This is a genomic window from Mycobacterium sp. P4_H6, from assembly GCF_056400845.1.
The window spans coordinates 1-23,598 of sequence record NZ_JBFUKN010000022.1; the positions used below are offsets into that span (position 1 = coordinate 1).

21 protein-coding genes are annotated in these 23,598 nt (G+C 67.8%); 8 read left to right on the forward strand and 13 right to left on the reverse strand.

The window, feature by feature from the left end:
• Nucleotides 1–225, reverse strand: a 225-nt coding sequence (locus tag AC1DTF_RS11570; protein ID WP_477474197.1) for a helix-turn-helix domain-containing protein, incomplete at its 3' end; no start/stop codon positions are given.
• Between the two features lie 152 nt (nt 226–377).
• Between AC1DTF_RS11570 and AC1DTF_RS11575 the strand changes: the two genes are divergently transcribed.
• On the forward strand, nt 378–1,772 hold the full coding sequence (locus tag AC1DTF_RS11575) for an HNH endonuclease signature motif containing protein (RefSeq protein WP_477474156.1): 1,395 nt from the start codon (nt 378–380) through the stop codon (nt 1,770–1,772).
• A gap of 30 nt (nt 1,773–1,802) precedes the next feature.
• On the opposite strand, the gene AC1DTF_RS11580 is transcribed toward AC1DTF_RS11575, so the two are convergent.
• The 9 genes from AC1DTF_RS11580 to AC1DTF_RS11620 form a co-directional block, all read right to left on the reverse strand.
• Nucleotides 1,803–3,563, reverse strand: a complete 1,761-nt coding sequence (locus AC1DTF_RS11580) for an ABC transporter substrate-binding protein (RefSeq protein WP_477474198.1) — start codon at nt 3,561–3,563, stop codon at nt 1,803–1,805.
• An 18-nt stretch (nt 3,564–3,581) separates the two neighbouring features.
• Nucleotides 3,582–4,571: an ABC transporter permease gene (locus AC1DTF_RS11585; RefSeq protein WP_477474157.1), complete on the reverse strand. Its 990-nt coding sequence runs from the start codon at nt 4,569–4,571 to the stop codon at nt 3,582–3,584.
• 1 nt (nt 4,572) lies between these two features.
• A complete protein-coding gene (locus tag AC1DTF_RS11590) occupies nt 4,573–5,505 on the reverse strand; it encodes an ABC transporter permease (protein WP_477474158.1) in 933 nt (310 codons plus the stop codon).
• On the reverse strand, nt 5,502–7,124 hold the full coding sequence (locus AC1DTF_RS11595; protein ID WP_477474159.1) for a dipeptide ABC transporter ATP-binding protein: 1,623 nt from the start codon (nt 7,122–7,124) through the stop codon (nt 5,502–5,504). Before AC1DTF_RS11595 ends, AC1DTF_RS11590 begins: the two co-directional genes overlap by 4 nt.
• Nucleotides 7,125–7,205: 81 nt before the next feature.
• Nucleotides 7,206–8,432, reverse strand: a complete 1,227-nt coding sequence (locus AC1DTF_RS11600; protein ID WP_477474160.1) for a GNAT family N-acetyltransferase — start codon at nt 8,430–8,432, stop codon at nt 7,206–7,208.
• Complete coding sequence (locus AC1DTF_RS11605) at nt 8,429–9,814, reverse strand: LLM class flavin-dependent oxidoreductase (protein WP_477474199.1); 1,386 nt, start codon at nt 9,812–9,814, stop codon at nt 8,429–8,431. The genes AC1DTF_RS11600 and AC1DTF_RS11605 overlap by 4 nt, the downstream gene beginning before the upstream one ends.
• A complete protein-coding gene (locus AC1DTF_RS11610; RefSeq protein ID WP_057169667.1) occupies nt 9,814–10,083 on the reverse strand; it encodes an ANTAR domain-containing protein in 270 nt (89 codons plus the stop codon). The genes AC1DTF_RS11605 and AC1DTF_RS11610 overlap by 1 nt, the downstream gene beginning before the upstream one ends.
• 70 nt (nt 10,084–10,153) lie before the next feature.
• Nucleotides 10,154–11,977: a family 2A encapsulin nanocompartment cargo protein cysteine desulfurase gene (locus tag AC1DTF_RS11615; protein ID WP_477474161.1), complete on the reverse strand. Its 1,824-nt coding sequence runs from the start codon at nt 11,975–11,977 to the stop codon at nt 10,154–10,156.
• Nucleotides 11,964–12,887, reverse strand: a complete 924-nt coding sequence (locus tag AC1DTF_RS11620; RefSeq protein WP_477474162.1) for a family 2A encapsulin nanocompartment shell protein — start codon at nt 12,885–12,887, stop codon at nt 11,964–11,966. Before AC1DTF_RS11620 ends, AC1DTF_RS11615 begins: the two co-directional genes overlap by 14 nt.
• 301 nt (nt 12,888–13,188) lie before the next feature.
• Here AC1DTF_RS11620 and AC1DTF_RS11625 point away from each other — a divergent pair, with 301 nt between their 5' ends.
• Nucleotides 13,189–14,454 carry a thioester domain-containing protein gene (locus AC1DTF_RS11625; protein ID WP_477474163.1) on the forward strand — a complete coding sequence of 422 codons (1,266 nt, stop codon included), beginning with the start codon at nt 13,189–13,191 and terminating at the stop codon, nt 14,452–14,454.
• Between the two features lie 9 nt (nt 14,455–14,463).
• On the opposite strand, the gene AC1DTF_RS11630 is transcribed toward AC1DTF_RS11625, so the two are convergent.
• Together AC1DTF_RS11630 and AC1DTF_RS11635 are read right to left on the reverse strand one after the other, a co-directional pair.
• The gene (locus AC1DTF_RS11630) at nt 14,464–16,452 is read right to left on the reverse strand and encodes a glycoside hydrolase family 15 protein (protein WP_477474164.1); all 1,989 of its coding nucleotides are present in this window, start codon (nt 16,450–16,452) and stop codon (nt 14,464–14,466) included.
• 54 nt (nt 16,453–16,506) lie between these two features.
• Nucleotides 16,507–17,715, reverse strand: coding sequence for an FAD-dependent oxidoreductase (locus tag AC1DTF_RS11635; protein WP_477474165.1), 1,209 nt, complete (start codon nt 17,713–17,715; stop codon nt 16,507–16,509).
• 44 nt (nt 17,716–17,759) lie between these two features.
• On the opposite strand from AC1DTF_RS11635, the gene AC1DTF_RS11640 reads away from it, so the two are divergent.
• From AC1DTF_RS11640 to AC1DTF_RS11665, 6 genes are all read left to right on the forward strand, one after another.
• A complete protein-coding gene (locus AC1DTF_RS11640; RefSeq protein WP_477474166.1) occupies nt 17,760–17,954 on the forward strand; it encodes a hypothetical protein in 195 nt (64 codons plus the stop codon).
• A 160-nt stretch (nt 17,955–18,114) separates the two neighbouring features.
• Nucleotides 18,115–18,207: an Ms4533A family Cys-rich leader peptide gene (locus AC1DTF_RS11645; RefSeq protein ID WP_369320892.1), complete on the forward strand. Its 93-nt coding sequence runs from the start codon at nt 18,115–18,117 to the stop codon at nt 18,205–18,207.
• Between the two features lie 120 nt (nt 18,208–18,327).
• Nucleotides 18,328–19,350: a sulfate ABC transporter substrate-binding protein gene (locus AC1DTF_RS11650; RefSeq protein WP_057169673.1), complete on the forward strand. Its 1,023-nt coding sequence runs from the start codon at nt 18,328–18,330 to the stop codon at nt 19,348–19,350.
• Between the two features lie 32 nt (nt 19,351–19,382).
• Nucleotides 19,383–20,255, forward strand: coding sequence for a sulfate ABC transporter permease subunit CysT (gene cysT / locus AC1DTF_RS11655; RefSeq protein WP_057169674.1), 873 nt, complete (start codon nt 19,383–19,385; stop codon nt 20,253–20,255).
• Nucleotides 20,252–21,070, forward strand: a complete 819-nt coding sequence (gene cysW / locus AC1DTF_RS11660) for a sulfate ABC transporter permease subunit CysW (protein ID WP_477474167.1) — start codon at nt 20,252–20,254, stop codon at nt 21,068–21,070. The genes cysT and cysW overlap by 4 nt, the downstream gene beginning before the upstream one ends.
• A gap of 12 nt (nt 21,071–21,082) precedes the next feature.
• Nucleotides 21,083–22,126, forward strand: coding sequence for a sulfate/molybdate ABC transporter ATP-binding protein (locus AC1DTF_RS11665; RefSeq protein WP_477474168.1), 1,044 nt, complete (start codon nt 21,083–21,085; stop codon nt 22,124–22,126).
• Here the strand turns inward: AC1DTF_RS11665 and AC1DTF_RS11670 are convergent.
• The gene (locus AC1DTF_RS11670; protein WP_477474169.1) at nt 22,123–23,592 is read right to left on the reverse strand and encodes an amidase; all 1,470 of its coding nucleotides are present in this window, start codon (nt 23,590–23,592) and stop codon (nt 22,123–22,125) included. The two genes, AC1DTF_RS11665 and AC1DTF_RS11670, sit on opposite strands and share 4 nt — an antisense overlap.
• Nucleotides 23,593–23,598: the final 6 nt, after the last annotated feature.

Consider the following 23,598-nt stretch of genomic DNA (forward strand, 5'->3'; position numbering starts at 1 on the left):
GGCCACGGCGCGGGCTTTGACGTCATCGCTCAGCGTCGAAGGGCTCGACTTCGGTCGGCGTGTCCGAGGTTCGAGAACCGCAGCCGGCCCTTCGGTCTTTGCTCGTTTGCGTAACTCGTAGAACGACTTTCGTGAGATGTCATGCTCGGCACAGAACGTCGAGACCGCTCCACGGGGCGCGTCATCGGGCCACTGCGAGATCGCGAGGCGGACACGAGGATCGATGGGTTCATTGACAGCCACCCCCGCAGCTTCGGTGCAGAAGTGTCACCACCAAGACCCCTCGAAGTGTCACCGATGTCCTGATGCACAACTGTCACCGATGTCCTGATACATCACAAGATAATGTGTCGGACCCGGCTGGCATAATCGAACACATGTTCGAGACCCGGGGTGTCGCCTCCCACCTTGATGCCACCCGCGATCAACTACGGGCCGAACGTCAGGCCGTTGCGCTCAAGGTGATCGAGGCCGGCAAGTTTGCGCAGGCCAGGATGGCCGAGCTGGGTCACGCGTTCGAGGATCTCATCGTCGATGACTGGGAGTTGGTCGCCGCCGAGCTGGGTGCCGAGCTCGGGATCAGCCGCGGCCGGGCCTGCACCCTGATCACCCAGGGTCGCGACCTGCTCACCCGGCTGCCGGCCTTCGCCGCGGTCTTCGCCACCGGCGCGGTGGATCTGCGGGTGTTGCGGGTCATCCTGCACCGCACCGCCCTGATCACCGATGACGACGTCATGTCGGTCATCGATGCGCAATTGGCCGAGGCGGCACCCTCGTGGAATGCGTTGTCCGATGAGCGGATCGCCGAGCTGGTCGACTGGATGATCGTCGACGTGGACCCCGAGGCCGTACGGCGGGCACGGCAGGCGCGGAAGCAGCGTGGGATCACTGTCGAACCGGTCGGCGACGGCATGGTCGAGATTCACGGCCGCGTCGATGCCGCCAAGGGTGCAGTCTTCGATCAGGGCCTCGATGCCTTGGCGCGCACGGTGTGCCCGGATGACCCGCGGTCGTTTCAGGAGCGCCGCGCCGATGCCGTCGAGCCGCTGAGCCTCGGCGCAAAGAGCATCCCGTGCCTCTGCGGACGCGAGGATTGCCCGGCCGCAGACAACGAGGTATCCAAGGGACACATCGTGATCCATGTGCTCGCCGAACAGGCAACGGTGACCGGCGCATCGCCAAAGGCGGCGCTGATCCCCGGGTACGGCGTCGTGCACGCCGAGCAGATCCAGGAGATGGTCCCGCACGCCGAGGTGCGGCCCCTGCCCATCGCGGCCGATCTCGGCATCGAGGGCGGCTACCAACCCTCGCGCAAGCTCGCCGACTTCACCGGGTGCCGTGATCTGACGTGTCGCTGGCCCGGATGCAACGTCCCGGTCGGACGATGCGATATCGACCACACCGTGCCGTGGCCCTACGGGCCGACCCATCCGTCAAACACGAAGCTGTATTGCCGAATTCACCACCTGATCAAGACTTTCCACTGTGGTCCTGGCGGCTGGACCGATCAGCAGCATCCCGACGGGACCATCACGATCACCGCTCCCAATGGTCGTGTGTACACGACCACGCCCGACGGCGCCCTGTTCTTCCCGCAGTTCGCGGTGCGCACGGCCGAACTGTGGCCGACCACCATGCCGACGGCGAGCCCGCACCGAGCACTCGCCGCACCGAAACGCTCCCGCACCCGAGCGCAGAACCGCGCCTACCGAATAGCCCACGAGAGGGCGCTCAACCGTGCGTACCAGGAGGCCGACCCCCCGCCTTTCTAGGTGGCGGGGGATCGGCTCGACGGAGCGGAGCTACCCGGTGACCGCGATATTGGTGATATCGCCGCTGTTGCCGAGTGACTGCCAGGTCCAGTTGACCACCCGATCGGAGGTGGGCACCGATTTCACCCGCTCGATCAGCGGGAACCACGCCAGGTCTTCGGTGGCGATCCGGTTGGCCTGCTGCCAATCCGCCTTCGGGTCTTCGGCGGCGAACGCCCGCGTCACTGCGGCATTGAGTTCGGGGTTGTCGTAGGTCACCCCGTTCCAGGTGCCACCCGGCGCGAACTCCGAATCCAGCCAGCCGCCCAACGTCATCCGGGCGCTATTGCCCTGCCAGTCCGGGGTCCAGTTGGTGATCGCCAGATCCCACTGATCCAGTTTGGACTTGTCGGCAAGGAATGAGCTGAACGCGCCCCAGCCGTCACCCGGGATGGGTGTCAGTTTGACGTCGATACCTGCCCGCTTCGCCGCGGCCTGCACCGACGTGGCGATCTTCTCGAACTCGGGGGTCGTCCGGTAGGCCACGTTCACGGTCAGATTCGGCTTCCCGGCCTCGGCGAGCAATGCCTTCGCCTTCTCCGGATCACCCTTGTCTTCGGGTGTGGGATAAAGGTTCTCGTCGTTGTAGCCCACGATCGTGGAGGTCAGGATCTCGTTGCTGGGAATCGCGGCGTCCGGGCCACCCAACCCGCGCACCACGTCGGCACGGTTCAGCGCGTAGTTGAAAGCCTGGCGCACCTTGAGATCCTTGAACGCCTCCTGGGCGGGCGTCTTGGGTTCGGCCGGGTTGTTCCAGCTGACGAAGATCGCCGAGCCGCTGGCCGATTTGTGCAGGTGATCGGGATCGGTCTGCTTGTACTGTGCGATCACATTGGCCGGGTAGGCGCGGACGTACAGCGCGATGTCGGCAGTGCCGGTCTGCAGCTGCTGGGAGGCGGCGTCGGGGGAGGCCACCGTGGTGTCGAAGACGATCTTGTCGGCGTACGCCTTTCGGGGATCGCCCTCGGCGTTGTAGCCGGGAACCTTGGCCAGCGTCAGTTGCTTGCCCGGGTCGTAGGACTCGATGAAGTAGGGGCCGCTGGAGACGTAGTTCTTGCGGAACTCCAGGCTGTCGGCGTAGTACTTCGACACCACCTCCTCGGGCAGTGGGGTGACGAAGTTCAGCGTCAGGATGTCCAGGATGTCGCTGGCCGGCTGGGTGAGGGTGAGCTGTAACGTCTTGTCGTCCAGTGCCTTCAGCCCAGTGATCTCGTGGGTGTCGATGAAGTTCTTGACCGCCCCGAGATCCCCGGTGGGCACCTTGGCGAACTCGTCGGAGTATTCGGTGAAGCCCTCGAACAGCGCGTTGTAATAGGTGATGGCGCTCACCTGTGCGTTGGGGTCCGGGAAACGCTTCACCGCGTAGACGAAGTCCTGTGCGGTGATGGGCCGGGTGCTGGCCCCGGAGAAGTTGATGTCGTCACGCAGGTGGAAGGTGTAGGTCTTGCGGTCCGGGCTGATATCCCAGCTCTCGGCGAGGTCGGGCACCACCTCGGTGTCGGCGCCGATGCTCTCCTTGTTGCCGGCATAGGTGACCAGCTGGCGGGTGGTGGCCCGGATCACCTGCCAGGATTCCGCGGAGTACGCGATCAGCGGATCGAGTGCGTCGACATCGCCCACCGAGGCGACCTTCAGGGTCCCGCCGGTCAATTGGGCCGGGTCGGTCGGGGTCGGCTGTTCGGCGCCGGTGCCGCAGCCGGCGACCGCCAGCATGGCGGCCGCCGCGACGGCGACGATGGACCGTTTGGACATTCTCACGGTGACGCTCCTTTACTTGCCGCTGCGGGCGTGGGTGATGATGTCGACGACCGAGGTGGCGACGACGAAGATGACCGCGCCCAGCAGGGTGCAGCCGATGACCACGGGGGCGTCGCCGCTGTTGGCGGCACTGACGGCCAGCCGTCCGACACCGTCAAGGCCGAAGATCTGTTCGGTGATGATCGCACCGCCGAGGATCGAGGCGAATTCGATGGCCCCGAGGGTGAGAATCGGATTCAGCGCCGCCGACAGCGCATGATCGAAGTACACCCCTTGTGGGCCGACGCCTTTCGCGCGTGCCGTGCGGATGTAGTCCTTGCCGGCGACCTCCAGGACCGAGGCGCGTACCACGCGTTGGAACAGGCCGACCTGGGCGATCACCAGCGTCAGCCACGGCAGCAGGAGGTGGCGCGCCCATTCCGTCGGCGACGTGGTGAGCGCCACGTAGCCGCCGCTGGGGAAGAACTTCACCCCGGCCAGGGACAGCTGGTAGTAGCAGACGAACAGCAGGATGACGCCGGTGACGAAGGTCGGCACCGACAGGAACAGATAGGAGATCCCGGAGGTGACGGTGTCGAACCAGCCGCCGGGGCGTCGCGCGGCGTACACGCCGAACAGCACCGACAACGCGACCCAGGCCACCAGGGCGCCGACCGCCAGGCTGACCGTGACGGGTAGCTTCTCCAGGATCAGCCCGGTGACCGGACGCTGCTCGCGGTACGAATAGCCCAGGCTCGGCGGCCAATTCAACAGACCGCTCGCGGTGCCTTTAATCTCCGGGCCGTGCACGACGTAGTGCCACAGCTGTATATACCAGGGGTCGTCGAGGTGCAGGCTGCGGGTGATCGCGTCGACGGTCTCCTGGGTGGCGTTCTCCGGCGCCAGCATGCGGCCCGGATTCTGGTAGGCGATCTTGGTGAGCCCGAAGGTGATCAGCACGACCGCGAACACGGTCAGACTCATCCGGGACATCCGCCAGGCGATGAAGCGGGTCTGGGTCATGTCAGCCGACCGACCCCGGATCGAAACGGCTGCGCAGCCGGGTGCTCAGCACGTTGAAGCCGAGGACGGTGATGAACAGCGCGGTGGCGGGGGCAATGAGCATCAGTGGCTGCGGCTGGTACAGCGCGGAATCCTGCGCGTTGGCGATCATGGTGCCCCAGCTGGGTGTCGGCGCCTTGATGCCGACCCCGAGATAGGACAGCGACGCCTCGGCGATGATGTTGATCGGCAGTTGCACGGCCCAGTAGATGATGACCGTCGGCGCGATATTGGGCAGGATCTCCCGGACGATCACCCTGGTGTGCGAGCTGCCGGCCCCGACGGCCGCCAGCACAAAGGGTTTGGACTTGATCTCGATCACCGAATTGCGCACCAGGCGGGCGAAATACGTCCAGGAGAACAGCGCCACGACGCCGATCACCACGAAGACGGGATCGATCAGCGTGCTGCCCGCGGTGCCCCGGTTCAGGGTGACCACGCTCAGCGCGGTCACCAGGAACGGGAACGCCAGGGCGATATTGGTGACCTCCGAGAGCACGGCGTCGATGCGGCCGCCGAAGTAGCCGCCGACCAGACCGACGAGGACGCCGACCAGCATGGCGATGGTGGTCGCCGGGATCCCGATCCCCAGTGAGACCCGGGCACCGTAGAGGGTCCGGATGAAGACATCGCGGCCGCTGCCGTCGGCGCCCAGCAGGAAACCGTTCCCCCCGGTGATGGGCAGCCCTGCCGCGTCGAGGGTTTCGTCGGGGAACTGGTCGTTGGGTCCGTGCCCGACCAGGGCGGCGATCACCGGTGCGGCCAGCGCGGCCAGCACCACGAAGGCGACCAGCGCCGAACCGGCGACCAGGCCGGGATCGGCGAAGAAGGATCGCAGCCGGCCACAGGCGAGCGGGGGCGGCCCGGCGGCGGGCCGCATCAACAGCTGACTCATGAGGCGTGCGCCTGCACCCGGGGTACCGTGTCCAGCAGCGTACGGGTGTATGCCGATTGTGGTGCGGTGAAAACGTCTGCGGTGTCACCGGTTTCCTCGACACCGTCGGGGCCCAGCACGATGACGCGCTCGGCGATCGAGGACACCACCCCCAGGTCGTGGGTGATGAACAGAAACGCGGTCTGGTGCTCGCCGACGAGGCGACCGATGAGTTCGATGATCTCGGCCTGGGTTGTGACATCCAGGGAAGACAGCGCTTCGTCGGCCACGATCAATTGCGGGGACAGCACCAGCGCGCGGGCGATGGCCACCCGTTGGCGTTGTCCGCCGGACAGTTCGGCGGGATGGCGGTCCATCAGGATGCCGGGCAGCCGGGCGGCATCGGCCGCTTCGGCGACCTTCGGGCCGATCTGTGCGCGGTTCACCCCCTGGGCGAGCAGCGGCTCGGCCAGCGATCGCGCCACGGTACGGCGCGGGTTGAGGCTGGAGTACGGGTCCTGGAACACCAGTTGCACCGCGCGGCGGGTGGCCCTGTCCAGCGGCGGTACGCCGTCGTGTACCCCGGTCGGGTAGCGGGCACCGGCCAGCGTGATGTCCCCGGCGTCGGCGTACTGCAGGCCGGCCACGATCCGGCCCACCGTCGACTTGCCGGAGCCGGATTCGCCGACCAGGCCCACGATCTCGCCGCGGCCGATGGTGAAGTCCAACTGGTCGATGACGGTCCGGCGCTCTGCGCGCGTGCGGTCCCGGTAGGACTTGCGCAGCCCGGTCACCTGTAACAACGGCGCGCGCTCCACGGGCGACCGTCGCGCGACCGTGGTGACGTCATGCAACCGGGACGCCGCCAACAGTTCGCGGGTGTAGTCCTCCCGCGGGGAGTGAAAGATCCGGTCCCGTGGGCCCTGCTCGACGACCCTGCCGTCGCGCACCACGGCGACAGTGTCCGCGATCTGGTGCACGACACCGAGATCGTGGCTGACGAACACGATGGCGGTGCCATGATCGCGCTGCAGACGGCTGAGCAGACGCAGGATGCCGGCCTGCACACTGACATCGAGTGCGGTGGTGGGCTCATCGGCGATGATCAGCGCGGGGTTGAGCGCGATCGCGATGGCGATCATCACCCGCTGGCGCATCCCGCCGGAGAATTCGGCCGGGTAGCTGCCGTGCGCGGCCTCCGGGTCGGCGATGCCGACTTCGTCGAGCAACTCGATGACCCGGCGGCGACGGGCCCGCCGGTCACCGTAGCGGTGGATGCGCAGCACTTCGTCGATCTGTGCGCCGATGGTCTTGAACGGATGCAGATTGCTCTGCGGATCCTGGAAGACGAAACCGATGTCCTTGCCCAGTGTGCGTCGCAGTTCCCGCGGGCTCAACGCCAGCAGGTCGCGGTCCCGGAAGCGCACCGCGCCCGAAACATCGGCATCCGGGCCGAGCAACCGGGTGGCCGCGAGCAGCGAGACGCTCTTGCCGGAGCCGGATTCCCCGACGATGGCCAGTGTCTGCCCGTCCTCGACGGTGAAGCTGAAGGACTCGACGGCCCGCACGGCTCGCCGGCCGGTGGCCCGGTTTCCGGTGTGCAGGGTGACGGCGAGTTCAGTGATCTCAAACAGAGCCATCGCGCACCATCATGGGAACCATGATCCGCCAACCAGCCTGCGCGGCCACCGGTTTGGCTCAGCCGGAAGTTATTCTCCGACTCAGAAATAAATGCCGGAATGCGGTGCCTGCGCCACCGTGAACAGCTCATCGGCGGCCGCGAGCGCCGCCGCGTTGCGTACCCGCACCAGGCCGGCCAACGCCAGATCCCTCCACCGGGTGCCGCCCAGCAGTGCAGCCCCCAGCGCCGCGACGTCCGCCTCCAGATCGGCGGGGGCAGTGGTGATCTCGGACCCCTCCGCAGAGATCAGGTAGGTCGCGGTGTTCCGGGTCAGCACCGGGTCCTCGATGCGCACGGTGACGGTGCCGGTCCCGGCGTAGCTGCGTTTGCCCAGGGCGGCGGCCACATCGATCACCCGCAGCCAGGTCTCGTCCCGCAGTCCGGTGACCTGAGCCGCGCGCCGGTCGTGCAGCAGCCACGGCAGCGGGTCGTCGACCGGGGCGAGGCTGAACACCAGGCGGTCCACCAGATCGAGATCGAGCAGGAAACGCAACAGTCCCAGGTAGGCCTCTTCGGAGGGGGCGAAGAGATCATCGACGACGACGGTGCGCTGGTCGCTGACGAACCAGGCGTCCGTGTCGACCGGGTGGTAGCGCACGAATCCGGTCTCGTCCCCGGCAGGTCCTTGCACCGCAACGTATCTGGCGGCCGGGCTCGCCTCGGCCCGCAGCTGCTGGTTCAGCCACCAGGCGGCATTGCGGTCGATCGTGCCGGCGCGATTGCCACGGTTGGCCGCATAGATCCGCGGCAGCACATCCCATTCCCGACCCGGGTCGATGAGCCGCACCGGGCCACCCGGCGCAACCCCGGGACGCAGGCCCGCCCGGTCGGTGCGGACCTCGATGGTGGCCGTGCTACTGGCGACCGCGTAGCCGAATCGCTCGTAGATGGTGGCTTCGGACGCCCGCAGTGAGGCCACCACCTCACCGCGGTCGGCGATATCGCGCAGCTGGTGGCGCAGCAGTTCGCGGGCGATCCCGCGGCGGGTGTAGGAGGGCAGCACCCCGACGTGGGTGACCGCGGCATGACTGACCTTCGCCCCGCCGGGCAGGGTGAGGGTGCTGGTGGTGGAATCGGAGGTGGCGGCCAGCCGGCCGTCGACGAAGACGCCGAGGGTGCGGCCGGGCTCCAGGAGCTTGCCGATCAGGCCACGCTGCTGTTCGTTCAGCGGCGGGAAGCCGATCATCGCGGTGCGGAAGATGTTGCCCGCCTCGATGAGTTCGTCATCGGTGGTCAGTACCCGGATGTCAGGTGTCTCGCCGCTCACCGGCGCGACCGTACCTCGAGTGCGTCGCGGTACCGGGCGGCCGGGTGGTCGTCGCGCACCCGGGTGTGCCCGTACAGGCGTTCGCGCAGAGTGGCGTGCCCGGTCGGTCTGGGTCGCAACCGGCCGCGCCGGTCCAATTCGGGGACAACGAGTTCGGCGAAGTCCCGGTAGCTGTCCGGGTTGACGATGTGGATGAGATTGATGCCGTCGGTACCGGTGTCGGCGAGCCAGGTCTCGAGCTCGTCGGTCACGGCGCCCGGGGTGCCCACCAGCGTGTGGGACCGGCCGAAGCCGGTTTCGGGCGCCAGGGCCTGGCGCAGTGTCCAGTTCCGGTCGGCGCCGGCGAACATGCTCAGCAGCGAGCGGTTCGAGTCGGTGTGATGGTGGCCGATCGGGCTGTCCAGGTCCTGGCCGGAGAAATCCACCCCGGTGCTGGCCGAGTAGTGGGCCAGCGCACCCTCGACGCTGAAATAGCGCTGATAGTCGGCGAGTTTGGCCCGCGCGCCGGCCTCGGTGTCGTCCACCACCACCGACAGCGCGCTGACGAATTTCAGTGAACCGGGGTCGCGGCCCTGCTCGGCGGCCAGCGATCTGATGGCGTCCACGTTGCGTCGAATGCCGGGTGCATCGGCCCCGGCGACGAACACCGTCTCGGCGTGCCGGGCGGCGAACAGTTGACCGCGCGGGGAACCGCCGGCCTGGAAGAGCACCGGGGTGCGTTGCGGACTCGGCTCGGACAGATGGGCGTCGGGGACGGTGAAAAACCGTCCGTGATGCCCTATTCCGTGCACCTTGGCCGGGTCGGTGTAGACGTCGCGGGCGTGGTCCCGCACGACGGCATCGTCCTCCCAGGAGCCCTCCCACAGCTTGTAGGTGACATCGAGGAACTCGTCGGCGCGCTCGTAGCGTTCGTCGTGCGGGATCTGGCGGTCCAAGCCCAGGTTTCGCGCGGCGCTCTCCAGCTGCGAGGTCACCACGTTCCACGCGACCCGGCCCCTGGTCAGGTGATCCAGCGTGCTGAACTTGCGGGCCAGCAGATAGGGATGCTCATAGGTGGTGGACACGGTGATCCCGAATCCCAGGTGCGATGTGCTCGCCGCCATGGCCGACACCAGCAGCAGCGGGTCGCTCACCGGCGACTGGGTGCCGGTGCGCAGCGAGGCGTCGGCGTTGCCACCGTGGGTGTCAAGCAGCCCGAGGGCATCGGCGATGAACAGGGTGTCGAACCGGCCGTCGTCGAGGATGCGGGCGAGTTCGGTCCAGTATTCGATGGTGTTGTAGCGATGCGTCTGATCCCGGGGGTGCCGCCACAATCCGTAGTTCACGTGCGAGACGGCATCCATCGAGAATGCGTTGAGCACGACGGGTTCGGGTGCCGCCATCAGGATGCGGCGGGGACGGACACCGCGCGACGGCGGCCGATCAGGTCTCCCCATGCGGCGAAGGCCTCGTCATGGCCGCCCGAGGACGCGCCGCGGGCCAGCGCCGCCAGTCCGGTGGCGATCCCGCCGATGCCGATTCCGGTGTGGTTGACCACCTCGACGAGTTCCTCGAACGCCGCCTGCTCCGAGCAGCCACGCAACCCGACCAGAATGCCGACGGCGACGTCGATCTCCCGACGCGATGTGTGTTCTCCGGCGCGATAACTCATGCCGCCAATGGTGCGCGCCACCGGTCTGCCCGCCGATACTTTGGCGCGAGCAGACGCAAATGGCCAGAGGTCAGGCAGAGCCCTCCGCGATGCGGCGGACCGCGTCGATGAACACGTCGATCTCGTCGAACGTGTTGTAGAACGCGAACGACGGCCGCACCGTGGCCTCCAAGCCCAGACGGCGCAGGATCGGCTGGGCGCAGTGATGCCCGGCCCGCACCGCGATGCCCTCGGCGTTGAGTGCCTTGCCGACCTCCAGGGGTTCGTGGCCGGCCAGCACGAAGGACAGCACGCTGGCCTTCTCCTCGGCGGTCCCGACGAGCCGGACCCCGGGAATGGCGGCCAACCGCGGCGTGGCGTACTCCAGCAGGGCGTGCTCGTGGGCGGCGATGCGTTCGATCCCGATCTTCTCCACGTACCGAATCGCCTCACCCAGCCCGACGGCGTCGGCGATGTTGCCGGTGCCGGCCTCGAACTTGTTCGGGATGCCTTGGTAGATGGCACGATCCAGCGTGACGTCGGCGATCATGTTGCCGCCGCCCTGCCATGGTGGGGTCTCCTCGAGTGCGTCCTCGGTGCCGTAGAGCACGCCGATCCCGGTGGGCCCGAAGATCTTGTGCCCGGAGAACACGAAGAAGTCCGCCCCGAGCGACTGCACATCGATCGGGATGTGCGGTATCGACTGGGCGCCGTCGATGAGCACCCGGGCGCCGTAGCGGTGCCCGAGTTCGACGATCTTCTCCACCGGGGTGACCGTGCCCAGCGCATTGGAGACCTGCGTGGCGGCGACCAGCTTCGTCCTGGGCCCGAGCAGTTTCTCGAACTCGCCCAGCAGCAGGTTGCCGGCGTCGTCGACCGGGGCCACCTTCAGCACCGCTCCGGTGCGCTGCGAAAGCAGTTGCCAGGGAACGATGTTGGCGTGGTGCTCCAGGTGAGTGATGACGATCTCGTCGCCGGGACCCAGATGCTTGCCACCCCACGAGTACGCCACCAGGTTGATCGCCTCGGTGGTGCCGCGCACGAAGATGATCTGCTCGGTCTTCGGTGCCCCGATGAACCGGCGCACCGCTTCGCGGGCATCCTCGTACGCGTCGGTGGCCCGCGCCGCCAGCTCGTGCGCCGCCCGATGGATGTTCGAATTCTCGTGCGCATAGAAGTACGCCAACCGGTCGATCACCGCCTGCGGCTTCTGGGTGGTCGCCGCGTTGTCGAACCAGATCAGCGGTTTGCCGTTGACGGTCTCGCGCAGGATCGGGAAGTCGGCGCGGATTGCGTCGACATCGAAGATCTCGTGGTCATCGCGCAGCTTCGGCACGGGCGGGGAAGCGTTCTCCGGGCCGGACAGGAAGTAGTAGCTGTCGCCGTCCTGCGACGCGGGCGCGGCACCCGTCCACCCCAGATGCGGGACATCGGGCACGGTTCCCGGCCAGGTGGGTGCCGACCCATGCGGCGACGGGGGAGCGGACGGCGGAGCCGCCAACACACCCGGTGCTGTCGGCACGAGCCCCTTCGGGACCGCGAACGCCTCCAGGCCACCGAACGGCGACACCGGACTCGCGGCGTTCCCGCGCGGCGCCACCGCAGCGACGCCCGGCGGAATGCCTTCGGGCCCAGGCGAAGTCGGTGCCGGAATGTTGACCTCCGGTACCGACACGAATTGGGCCGGGGTGCCCGGATGGGCGGCGCCCGCGGCGGTGGAACCCGCGGAGGTCGCCGTCGTGACGTCCGGGGCCACGCCGCGCGGGGCCACCTGGGTGGTCGCCGGCGGGCTGTCCGGACCGGGCCGGATGCTCGTCGCGAACAGCTGGGAGGCCAGCGCCGACAGTTCGGCTTCGCTTATCGGCAGGTCACTTTCGGCATCCAGCGAGCGGTACTCGTGCTCACTTGTACTCATGGAAGTGGTCCACTCCGACGTCCTCGAGGACCGCCAGCGCATCGTCGGTCAGCACGGCCAGCGACGAATACAGCGTGACCAGGTAGGACGCGATGGCCGACCGGTTGATGCCGGTGAACCGCACCGACAGACCCGGCGCCTGCTCGCCGACCAGGCCGGGCTGGAACAGGCCGACCACGCCCTGGCGTTCCTCGCCGGTACGGACCAGGATGAACTTCGTCTTGCCGTCGATCACGGGCACCTTGTCCGAGGGCACGATCGGGATGCCACGCCAGGTGATGAACTGGGCGCCGAACAGGCTGACCACTGGCGGCGGCACACCGCGCCGGGTCGCTTCCCGGCCGAACGCGGCCACCCCGAGCGGGTTGGTCAGGAAGAAGGCCGGCGTCTTCCACACCTTGGTGATCAGCGAATCGAGATCGTCGGGGGTGGGGGTGCCGCCGAGGGTCTGGATGGTCTGCTCCGGGGTGACCTGCGAGAGCAGGCCGTACTCCGGGTTGTTCACCAGTTCGGATTCCTGGCGTTCCTTGATCGTTTCGATGGTCAGCCGCAGCTGCTGGGCAACCTGGTCGTGCGGGCTGGAGTAGAGGTCCGAGACCCGGGTGTGCACATCGAGCAGGGTGGAGATGGACCGCAGCGTGTACTCGCGCGGGCTCGTCTCGTAGTCGACGTAGGTCTCGGGCAGCGGGTCGTCGGTGCCTGCGCCCTCATCCGCATGGATCGCCACCCGGTCGGGGTTGACGACCCGGTTCACCCGGTAGATACCGGCCTCGACGGGCACCCAGCTGAGCAGGTGCAGGAGGAAGCGCGGGGTGATGGTGGAGAGCTGGGGAACGGTCTTCGTGGCGTTGGCGAGTTGCCGTGCAGCGGCATCGCCAAGCGCCTGAGATTCGTTCTGGGCAGACGTCATGGTGCTACCTCCGACGGGTTTCTGTTGTGTGGTGCGGCGGCCACGATACGGCCTGAAAACGATCGGCACAGCCTTAGCGCGCACCGCGAACCGAAAGCGCTCGGGCTGGTGTTTCGGCGGACTTGACGTATGGTGGCCGCATGGCTCACGACGGATCTCAGCGCGCCGCATTCGCGCGCTGCCTCGTGATGCATTGTTGTTGTTGTTGATTTTCTGACGCCGGCCCTCTGCGTTTCTGCCCGCCCTTCTCTGGCGGTGTGCGGAATACGCGCTGCTCACAGCCTTCAGAAAGCCAATTGCAATGCCTGCTCTTGCTCTGCACACCCCCGCCCGCATCCCGGTCACGGTTCGCCGCTCGGTGCGCCGCACCGCTGACATCCCCCGGATGACGAGGTACCGCGGCGGTACCTACTCGTCGACGGTGGACACCGTGGTGTTCGCCGACGGCAGCACCGCCCGCACCGATCTCATCCGGCTCAACCCGAATATCGACGCATATTCGCTGGATTTCGCGGGCGTGGCGCCGACCCGGCCGTCGCGGTACCGGCCGGCCAACTGGTCCGCGGTGCCCAATGCGTCGGCCCGTGCGTACGAGGCGGAGGTGGACTGGATCATCCGTAATTCGTTCCCGACGCTGGGCACCGCCGAGTTGAGCCGCCGGGTGCGCGCCGCCGGGCATCTGAGCGGGCAGGCGCACCTTGCCGACCATGAGGCGATCGCCGCCACCCAGGCCGCCATCTGGCATTTCACCAACGGTCTGGAGTTGGACAACCGCCCACTCGACGTTCCGGTGTCCACCGTCGCAGCGCCGGGCAGCATCACCTTCGAATTCGACGGTGAGCCCCAAATAGCCAGCTATACAGTGCAATTGGGTGCCGAGACGGCCGTCTCGCTGGTGTTGCAGAAGTCGGTGGACGGCGTGCGGTGGCGCGATGTCGCGGCCTCGGGTCTCAATGTGCCCGCCGGTCGGGGTCGCCACCGGCGCAGCCTCGGCTACGGCACCACCACGTCGGAGGCCCGGCCCGGCCGGGCGCAGCGCGGCTACCGTTTCTATCGCCTGCAGTTGGGTTCCGAGGCGTGCCTCGGCAAGGGAGTCGACATCGACGAGGTGACGTTCACGCTGCACGGGGCTCGTCGCTACCGCAACGCCGAGCGGGTAGTCGCGTTGTATGACCACCTGGTCGCCGGCGCGCGCGCGGCGCGCCGGCTCACCGTGGTGCCACGGCTGACGGCCGACCGCGCCGTCGTCGACGCCGCGGGCATCGCCGGCCCGTTCGGATTTCACGCCACCGATGCCGCCGCGCTGACCGCATCCGCCGGAACGATCGTCGACGCCGACGGTGCGCCGATCACCTGGCCGGTGACCCCCGGGAGCGACATCTATCTGCGCGGGCAGCTGCCGGGCGCGCCCGTGACGATCACCGCGAGCATTCCCGCCGCCGGTGACGGCTTCGGCGGGCGGGTCATCACCGGCGTGGCCCATGACGATGAGCGGCTGACGCCGGTCGCACTGGCCACGCCCGCACCGACCGTCATCGACTTCGAGATCACGCTCGCGGCGCGCTGATCCGACCTGTCAGGCCGGCGCGTTCGCGGGCTGGAAGACGCCGGTGCTGTCGGCCTCTTCCTCGGCGCGGATGACGTGCACCACCGCGTTGATCAGCGCCAGGTGGGTGAACGCCTGCGGGAAGTTGCCCAGGTGGCGTCCGGTGCGGGGCTCGATCTCCTCGGCGTAGAGGTGCAGCGGGCTGGCGAACGACAGCAGCCGCTCGCACAACCGTTTGGCCCGGCTGACCTCACCGATCTCGACCAGCGCGGACACCAGCCAGAACGAACAGATGGTGAAGGTGCCCTCCTCGCCGGACAGGCCGTCATCGGTCTCGTCGGTCCGGTAGCGCAGCACCAGCCCGTCCTCGGTGAGTTCCTCGGCGATGGCCAGCACGGTGGCCCGAATGCGCGGATCGTCAGACGGCAGGAACCGGGTGAGCACCGCGAGCAGCAGGGACGCATCGAGTGCGTCGTCGCCGTAGCGCTGGGTCAACACGCCGCGGGCGTCCACGCCGTGGGCCAGGATGTCGGCCTGGATCTCCTCGGCGATCTTGCCCCACTGCTGGGCGTAGCTCTTCTCACCCTGCAGCTCGGCCAGTTTGGCCCCGCGGTCCAGCGCCACCCAGCACATGATCTTGCTGGAGGTGAAGTGCTGCGGTTCGCCGCGCACCTCCCAGATGCCGCGGTCGGGTTCGCGCCAGTGCTTGATGGCCTCCTCGACCTGATTCTTCAGGATCGGCCACAGCGCCTCGGGCATCTGCTCACGCGACTTGGCATGCAGATACACCGAATCCAGCATGGTGCCCCAGATGTCGTGCTGCATCTGGTTGTACGCGCCGTTGCCGATCCGTACAGGCCGGGAGTTGTCATAGCCGGACAGGTGGTGCAGTTCCTCTTCGACCAGGCTGCGTTCCCCACCCACGCCGTACATCACCTGCAGCGGGTGCCGATCGCCGTTGGTGGCCCCGGACACGTCGGCGATGAACGAGAAGAAATCGTCGGCCTCACGGTCCAGCCCGAGCGTGTACAGACCCCACAGCGCGAAGGTGGAATCACGTATCCACGAATAGCGGTAGTCCCAGTTGCGTTCTCCCTGAGGGGTTTCCGGCAGCGACGTGCTGCTGGCCGCCAGCAGGGCGCCGGTCGGGGAGTACACCAGGCCCTTCAGCGTCAGCGCGCTGCGCTGCAGGTAGGCCCGCCACGGATGGTCGGGGAAGTCACCGATGTTGATCCACTGCCGCCACGACTCACTGGTCTTCCACATCTTGTCCGCGGCCTCTTCGAAATTCTGCGGCGCAGGGTGTTTGGACCAGCTCAGTGCCACGAACACCTTGTCGCCCTCGGTGAGCCGGGTGCGGGCGCGGGCCTCGTGGCCCTCCAGGCCGATGCGCAGGTTGGTGGTCAGCCGCAGCGTCGGATTGGCCTCGGGATCCTTCCTGGCGCGCGCGATCGCCTCCCCGTAGGCCGAGGAGGAGTACTCCCAGGTGGCCGGACTGCGGCCGTAGTCGAAGTTCGGCTCGCAGCTCATCACCAACTCGACGGTGCCGCTGACGCAGCGCACGGTGCGCAGCAGGATGTGTTCGGCATCCCAGTCGGTGGGGGTGCGGCGGTGGGTGCGTGAGCGCGTCTCGGTGTCGTGCCAGGGACCCATCACCAGCGCGTCCCGCACGATCATCCAGCCGGTATGGGTCTGCCAGGTGGTCTCCATGATGAGACTGCCGGGCAGGTAACGCCGCGCCGAGGGCACCGAGACGCCGTACGGGCTCAACTTGAAGTGACCGGCGCCACGGTCCAGGATGGCGCCGAAGACGCTGGGCGAATCGGGGCGAGGCACGCACATCCATTCCACTGCTCCCGCCGACGAGACCAGGCAGGTGTTCTCGCAGTCGGACAGGAACGCGTAATCCGCAATGGGCGGGAACGGATTTCGCAGGGCTCCGGACGGGGCGTAGGCGATGGGAGCCGATGCCGTGAACGGCGTCGGCGTCGGATCGTGCTTGGTGTGTTCCAGAACCATGTCGCCCATCATGGGTGCAGAATCCGCCGCCGTCTAGTCGCCGGGACCCAGGTGTCAGCGCCGGGCGAACGCCGGTATGTGCTCCGGTAACGGGCCGATCGCCACGCCGTAACCGATGATCCTGCGCAGCAGCGGAACCCGGCCGACCACACGCACGGCGGCCGGTGCCTGCACCGGGGCGCCCTCGGTGACTGCGACGGCGATCACCCGGTTGTGCACGGTCTTCTGCGCGGCCTGCACCAGCGCGGTGGGCAGCCACCTGCGAATCTGCACGCGCCGCAGCTGGCGCGTCGTCACCGCACCGGAACGCAACGGGGCGGCGAGCAGGCGAGCGGCCGCCACGGCGTCGGCGACCGCCAGATTGATGCCCACCCCACCGACCGGTGACATCGCGTGTGCGGCGTCACCGATGAACAACAACCCGTCGGCGTACCAGCGCCTCAACCGATTCAACTGCACATCAAGCAGTTTCACGTCATCGAAGGAGGTGACCGAGTCGATCCGGTCGGCGATCCAGGGCACCACCGCGGTGACCCGCCGGTGCAGTGACTCGATACCCTCGGAGCGCAGCCGCTGATCGGATCCCTTCGGGATGACGAACGCGCACTGGAAATAGTCGCCGCGGTCGATCATGGCCACCACGTGGCCGGCCCCCATCGCGCCGGCAAGGCCTGCCGGGTCGGCCTCGGTGCGCGGCACCCGGAACCACCACACATCCATCGGGGCGCCAAAACTCCTGGGCACCAATCCCATTGTCGATCTCAGTGTCGAATCCCGGCCGTCGCAGGCCACCGTCAGCGGGGCATGGAGCTCGCGTTCGGTGCCGTGCTCATCGCGGTAGCGCACGCCGCACACCCGGCCGGACTGGCGCAGCGGCCCGAGCACCTCGCTGTGGCGCAGCAGCGTGAAGGTCGGCTCCTGTTGCGCCGCTCGGGCGAGCAACTCCAGGAAATCCCATTGCGGCACCAGCGCTATGTGTTGGTGTGCGCCGGGCAGGTGGCGCAGGTCGACCTCGACCGGGACTCCCTGCACCGAGAGCCGCAGCGATTCGATCAGCCGGTGCGGTAGCGCGGCGAAGCGATCACCGAGCCCGAGTTCGTCGAGCAGGCGCAGGGTGCTGGCGTGCACGGTGTCGCCGCGGAAATCGCGCAGGAAATCGGCATGCTTTTCCATCACGGTGACGTCGACTCCGGCCCTGGCCAGCAGCAGGCCCAGCATCATCCCGGCCGGCCCGCCGCCGACGATCACGCATCCGGTGGACATGACTACATGGTGGCACCGAATGCGGCCGCACTACTGTGGTTCTCGTGGGTGGATTCCTGAGCTGGTGGGACGGCGTCGAGCTGTGGCTGTCCGGGCTCGGTTTCGTTGCCCAAACCGCGGTCGTGATGCCGGTCGTGCTGGTGTTGGCCTATGGGATCGCCGTGGTCCTGGACGGCGCGCTCGGAAACGGCATCCGGCTGCTACGCCGGGCGCTGCACAAGAACGAGGAGCCTTTGTGAACCAGATGCCGCGGTCGCGGGTGACGCTGGCGCTGGTCGCCCTGCTGGTCCTGGTGGTCATCATGTGGCTGCTGGCGCGCTGAGTTCGTCGATCACCGCGACAGCCCGGACCATGTGCCCCCATCAGGCAGTCTTCGTCAATTCTGGTACTCTTCCGGCCATGCACGCAGCGACCGGCAACAAGAGCGGCCATATCTTGGCCCTCATTGCCGTGGGTTTTTCCGCTGTTGCTGATGTCTGTTGTTGTCGCTGACACCACACCCGTCTGCGGTTTGGCGTTGGTAGCGGCACCTGATTGCGTCGCGCACTGATCCATCACCCTTCCGTATGCACGGGCAGCCCCGCCCCGTATCCCGCCCCGGAAAGGTTCTCAATGCGCAACATCCTCACCTCCACCAAACGCTGGAGCGCGCTCACCGCTCTTGCGCTGTCCACCACGCTCGTCGCAGCGTGTGGCGGCGGTGCCAGCGATGTCGCCGGTGAGGGGAACTCTGCCGACGCCGACACCACGCTGACCCTGGTGGCCTACGCGGTGCCGGAACCGGGCTGGTCGAAGGTCGGACCGGTGTTCGCCGGTACCGAAGAGGGCAAGGGCGTCGGTGTCACCGCGTCCTATGGCGCGTCGGGCGATCAGTCCCGCGGCGTGGAGTCCGGTAAGCCCGCCGATGTCGTCAACTTCTCCGTCGAACCCGACATCACCCGGCTGGTGAAGGCCGGACTGGTCGACGAGGACTGGAACTCCGGTGTCCAGAAGGGCGTGCCGTTTGGGTCTGTGGTCAGCCTGGCCGTCCGCGAGGGCAACCCCAAGAACATCCGCGACTGGGATGACCTGCTCAAGCCCGGCGTGGAGGTCATCACGCCCAGCCCGCTGAGCTCGGGCTCGGCGAAGTGGAACCTGCTGGCGCCGTACGCGGCCAAGAGCAACGGCGGCCAGGATCACGCCGCGGGTATCGCGTTCGTGCAGGAACTGGTCAGCCAGCACGTCAAGCTGCGTCCCGGTTCGGGCCGCGAGGCCACCGACGTCTTCCGGCAGGGCACCGGCGATGTGCTGCTCGCCTATGAGAACGAGGCACTGCACTACGACCTGGAGTACGTGACGCCCCCGCAGACCTTCAAGATCGAGAACCCGGTCGCCGTCGTCAACACCAGCAAGCACCTGGACAAGGCCACCGAGTTCGTGAACTTCCAGTACACCCCGGAGGCGCAGAAGGTGTGGGCCGAGGCCGGTTTCCGGCCCGTCGATCCCACGGTCGCCGCCGAGTTCGCCGACAAGTTCCCGGCACCGGAGAAGCTGTGGACCATCGCAGATCTCGGTGGCTGGTCCAAGGTCGACGGCCAGCTGTTCGACAAGGAGAACGGCGAGGTCACCAAGATCTACAAGCAGGCCACCGGTTAGACGACGACAGCGAGAAGCGAAGCGGATCGCGCATGACGGTTAGCACCAACCCCGAGGCGAGTCGCCCGGAGCTTTCTCCGGGCGACCCGTCTGCGCGGCGGCGGTTACCGCGGCGGGCCAACGCAGCCACCCTGCAGGTCGGGGTGGCCGTGTTGTGGCTCTCGCTGATCGTGCTGCTGCCCCTGGCTGCCATCGTGCTGACCTCGGCCGAGGGCGGCTGGAGCGCGTTCTGGTCGGCGGTGAGCTCGCCGTCGGCGCTCGCGTCGTTCCGGGTGACGCTGACCATCTCGATCGGCGTCACGGTGGTCAACGTGATCTTCGGACTGCTGATCGCCTGGGTCCTGGTCCGCGACGACTTCCCGCTCAAACGCGTGGTGGACGCCATCATCGATCTGCCGTTCGCGCTGCCCACCATCGTGGCCAGCCTGGTGCTGCTCTCGCTGTACGGACCCGGCAGCCCGGTGGGCATCCACATCCAGCACACCTCGTGGGGTGTGGCGCTGGCACTGGCCTTCGTGACGCTGCCGTTCGTGGTCCGCGCCGTGCAGCCGGTGCTGCTGGAACTCGACCGCGAGGTCGAGGAGGCGGCGGCCTCGCTGGGCGCCAACAGCGCGACGATCTTCCTGAAGGTCATCCTGCCCGCGCTCGCCCCGTCACTGCTGTCGGGTGCGGGGCTGGCGTTCTCCCGGGCGATCGGAGAGTTCGGTTCCATCGTGCTGATCGGCGGGGCCATTCCCGGCGAGACCGAGGTGTCCTCGCAGTGGATCCGGACCCTCATCGAGAACGATGACCGGGTCGGTGCGGCGGCCATCTCGATCGTGCTGCTGCTGATCTCGTTCGTGGTGCTGTTCGTCCTGCGGTACTTCGGTGCGCGGGCGGCCAAACGGGAGGAGTCGGCCCGATGACGCTGTCCCGTTCCACCCGGCTGATCCTGCGGGTCATCGCATCGCTGTACATTTTCGCGCTGCTGGTCGTCCCGTTGGGCGCGATCCTGTGGCGCGCACTCGCGCCCGGGCTGGGGGAGTTCGTTGCCTCCATCTCCACACCCGCTGCGCAGTCCGCCCTGTCGCTGTCGCTGCTGGTGGTAGCCATCGTGGTGCCGCTGAACGTCATCTTCGGTGTGCCGACGGCCATCGTGCTGGCGCGGCGGAAGTTCCGCGGCAAGAACGCGTTACAGGCCGCGATCGATCTGCCCTTCGCGGTGTCGCCGGTGGTCATCGGTGTCGCGCTCATCGTGCTGTGGGGCAGTGCCGGACTGTTCGGCTTCGTGGAGAACAGCTGGGGCTTCAAGATCATCTTCGGCTTCCCGGGCATCGTGCTGGCCAGCCTGTTCGTCACGATCCCGTTCGTCATCCGGGAAGTCGAGCCGGTGCTGCATGAGGTGGGTACCGACCAGGAGGAAGCGGCGGCCACCCTGGGCGCCAACTGGTGGCAGACGTTCTGGCGGATCACCTTGCCGTCGATCCGGTGGGGCCTGACCTACGGGGTGGTGCTCACGGTTGCGCGCACGCTCGGCGAGTTCGGTGCGGTGTTGATGGTGTCGTCCAACCTGCCCGGCCAGTCGCAGACGCTGACCCTGCTGGTGCACGACCGCTACACCCTGGGTAACCCGTACGGGGCCTACACCATTTCGGTGGTGCTGATGGCGGTGGCGCTCATCGTGCTGGTGGCCCAGATTTTGTTTGACGTCCAGCGTTCGCGTGTCAAGACTGAGGACTGAAGGAGATCAGAGATGAGCGAAACCGCCATTTCGGTGACCGGCGCGAACAAGCATTACGGCGAGTTCGCGGCCCTGGACAACATCGACTTCGTGGTGCCCAAGGGCTCGCTGACGGCGCTGCTGGGACCCAGCGGCTCGGGTAAGTCGACACTGCTGCGTGCCATCGCCGGCCTGGATCAGCCCGATACCGGGTCGATCACCATCAACGGACGCGATGTGACGGGTGTACCGCCGCAGAAGCGCGGTATCGGTTTCGTCTTCCAGCACTACGCCGCGTTCAAGCACCTCACGGTCCGCGACAACGTCGCGTTCGGCCTGGCGATCCGCAAGAAGCCCAAGAGTGAGATCAAGGAAAAGGTCGACAACCTGCTCGAGGTGGTCGGTCTGGCCGGATTCCAGAACCGCTACCCGGCCCAGCTGTCCGGCGGGCAGCGTCAGCGCATGGCGCTGGCCCGCGCCCTGGCCGTCGACCCCGAGGTGCTGCTGCTCGACGAGCCGTTCGGTGCGCTGGACGCCAAGGTCCGTGAGGATCTGCGGGCCTGGCTGCGCCGGCTGCACGACGAAGTCCACGTCACCACGGTGCTGGTCACCCACGATCAGGCCGAGGCGCTCGACGTGGCCGACCGGATCGCGGTGCTCAACAAGGGCCGCATCGAACAGGTGGGCTCACCGACCGAGGTCTACGACTCGCCGGCCAATCCGTTCGTGATGTCCTTCCTCGGCACCGTGTCGCTGCTCAACGGAATCCTGGTGCGCCCGCACGACATCCGGGTCGGGCGCAACCCGGACATGGCCATCGCCGCGGGCGACGGCACCGCCGAGACGACTGGGGTGACCAAGGCCGTCATCGACCGGATCGTGACGCTGGGCTTCGAGGTGCGGGTGGAACTCACCAGCGCGGTCAACGGCACGCCCTTCACCGCCCAGATCACCCGCGGCGACGCCGAGGCGCTCGGCCTGCGGGCCGGCGACACGGTGTACGTGCGGGCCACCCGGGTGCCGCCGATCGCCGGGGAACTGCAGAGCGCCGAGGTGCGCGCCGAGGCACTCACCTAGCAGGGTGCCACCCGGTCGGCCCACGGCAGCGCCTCCTCGAGCTGGGCGGCCAGCCGGATCAGCAGGGCCTCACCGGCCAGCGGCGCCACGAACTGGACGCCGAGTGGAAGCCCGTCGGTGGTCCAGTGCAGGGGCAGGCTGATCGCCGGGCGTCCGGTGAGGTTGGCCAGCTGCGTATAGGGCACCCAGCCGAGATTCTTGTCGACCATGTCGTCGACGATCGTGGTGTGGCGCAACAGCTTTGCGGTCCGGGTCCGCAGCAGCAGGTCGGCTCCGCGCGCCAGGGCGGCGGGCAGCTCGAATTCGCCGATCCTGGGCGGCGGGGTCGCCAGGGTGGGCGTGAGCAGCAGGTCATAATTCTCGAAGTAGGCGCTCAGCCTGCGGGTGTGTTCGTGGCGGCGCTGCACCGCGTCGACGTAGGCGACGCTGCTGGTCGCCCGCCCCAACGCGGCCATGATGAGGGTGTCGCGTTCGAAGGCGTCATCGCCCGCACCGGACAGGCGTTTGGCCTCGTCGACCTCCCACGCGACGTAGACGAACCAGGTCAGCAGGAACTCGCGGGCCAGCTGGGCGTCGTCGAACGGTGCGGTGGGGAGTTCCTCGACGTGGTGACCGAGATCGGTCAGCACCCGGATGGCCGTATCGACCGCCGCGTACGCCTCGCGATGCGGTTGCGGCGTGATCGCCGAGGGCACCCGGACACCGATCCGCAGCGTGCCTGGATCCTGCCCGACGACGGAGGCGTACGCCGCCTCGGCCGGCGCCGGGGTGTAGGGCCCGAACGGTTCGCCGCCGGCGATGACGTCGAACATGGCCGCGGTGTCGCGGACGGTGCGGGACACCACGCCCTGGACCGCGGCGCCGTGCATGGATTCCGAGTGGCCGGGACCCATCGGCGTGACCCCGCGGCCGGGTTTGAGACCGACCAGTCCGCAGCAGGCGGCCGGGATACGGGTCGAGCCGCCACCGTCGTTGGCGCCCGCGCACGGGACGATGCCGGCGGCGACCGCGGCCGCCGAACCGCCCGAGGAGCCACCGGGTGTCCGGTCGAGGTCCCACGGGTTGCGGGCGGGCCCCCAGAGCACCGGTTCGGATATCGCCTTGGCGCCGAACTCGGGCAGGTTGGTCTTGCCGAAGATCACCAGCCCGGCGTCGATCCAGCGCTGCACCACCGTGGCGTGCTCGGCGGCGGGAGTGCCGGCCAGGGACCGCGAGCCCGCGGAGCTGGGTAGCCCGGCATAGTCCTGGGCGAGGTCCTTGATGAGGAACGGCACACCGGCGAACGGTCCGGTCAGATCGTCCGACGGTGTGGCGGGGACATCGCGGACGATGGCGTTGATCTTCGGGTTGACCTCCGCTGCGCGCTCCCGGGCCAGCGTCAGCAGTTCGGCGGCCGATATCTGCTTGTCGGCGACCAACTTCGCCAGACCGGTGGCGTCATGACTGCGGTACTCGTCGAACCTCATGGCGTC

What these genes read in the sequence shown, in the direction of transcription:
- AC1DTF_RS11610 (WP_057169667.1), bottom strand. Translation starts at nt 10,083, where the DNA reads ATGAGTTATCGCGCCGGAGAACACACATCGCGTCGGGAGATCGACGTC.
- AC1DTF_RS11625 (WP_477474163.1), top strand. Translation starts at nt 13,189, where the DNA reads ATGCCTGCTCTTGCTCTGCACACCCCCGCCCGCATCCCGGTCACGGTT.
- AC1DTF_RS11670 (WP_477474169.1), bottom strand. Translation starts at nt 23,592, where the DNA reads ATGAGGTTCGACGAGTACCGCAGTCATGACGCCACCGGTCTGGCGAAG.
- AC1DTF_RS11605 (WP_477474199.1), bottom strand. Translation starts at nt 9,814, where the DNA reads ATGGCGGCACCCGAACCCGTCGTGCTCAACGCATTCTCGATGGATGCC.
- AC1DTF_RS11585 (WP_477474157.1), bottom strand. Translation starts at nt 4,571, where the DNA reads ATGACCCAGACCCGCTTCATCGCCTGGCGGATGTCCCGGATGAGTCTG.
- AC1DTF_RS11630 (WP_477474164.1), bottom strand. Translation starts at nt 16,452, where the DNA reads ATGGTTCTGGAACACACCAAGCACGATCCGACGCCGACGCCGTTCACG.
- AC1DTF_RS11645 (WP_369320892.1), top strand. Translation starts at nt 18,115, where the DNA reads ATGCACGCAGCGACCGGCAACAAGAGCGGCCATATCTTGGCCCTCATT.
- AC1DTF_RS11575 (WP_477474156.1), top strand. Translation starts at nt 378, where the DNA reads ATGTTCGAGACCCGGGGTGTCGCCTCCCACCTTGATGCCACCCGCGAT.
- AC1DTF_RS11595 (WP_477474159.1), bottom strand. Translation starts at nt 7,124, where the DNA reads ATGGCTCTGTTTGAGATCACTGAACTCGCCGTCACCCTGCACACCGGA.
- AC1DTF_RS11615 (WP_477474161.1), bottom strand. Translation starts at nt 11,977, where the DNA reads ATGAGTACAAGTGAGCACGAGTACCGCTCGCTGGATGCCGAAAGTGAC.
- AC1DTF_RS11590 (WP_477474158.1), bottom strand. Translation starts at nt 5,505, where the DNA reads ATGAGTCAGCTGTTGATGCGGCCCGCCGCCGGGCCGCCCCCGCTCGCC.
- AC1DTF_RS11580 (WP_477474198.1), bottom strand. Translation starts at nt 3,563, where the DNA reads ATGTCCAAACGGTCCATCGTCGCCGTCGCGGCGGCCGCCATGCTGGCG.
- AC1DTF_RS11620 (WP_477474162.1), bottom strand. Translation starts at nt 12,887, where the DNA reads ATGACGTCTGCCCAGAACGAATCTCAGGCGCTTGGCGATGCCGCTGCA.
- cysT (WP_057169674.1), top strand. Translation starts at nt 19,383, where the DNA reads ATGACGGTTAGCACCAACCCCGAGGCGAGTCGCCCGGAGCTTTCTCCG.
- AC1DTF_RS11650 (WP_057169673.1), top strand. Translation starts at nt 18,328, where the DNA reads ATGCGCAACATCCTCACCTCCACCAAACGCTGGAGCGCGCTCACCGCT.
- cysW (WP_477474167.1), top strand. Translation starts at nt 20,252, where the DNA reads ATGACGCTGTCCCGTTCCACCCGGCTGATCCTGCGGGTCATCGCATCG.
- AC1DTF_RS11665 (WP_477474168.1), top strand. Translation starts at nt 21,083, where the DNA reads ATGAGCGAAACCGCCATTTCGGTGACCGGCGCGAACAAGCATTACGGC.
- AC1DTF_RS11635 (WP_477474165.1), bottom strand. Translation starts at nt 17,715, where the DNA reads ATGTCCACCGGATGCGTGATCGTCGGCGGCGGGCCGGCCGGGATGATG.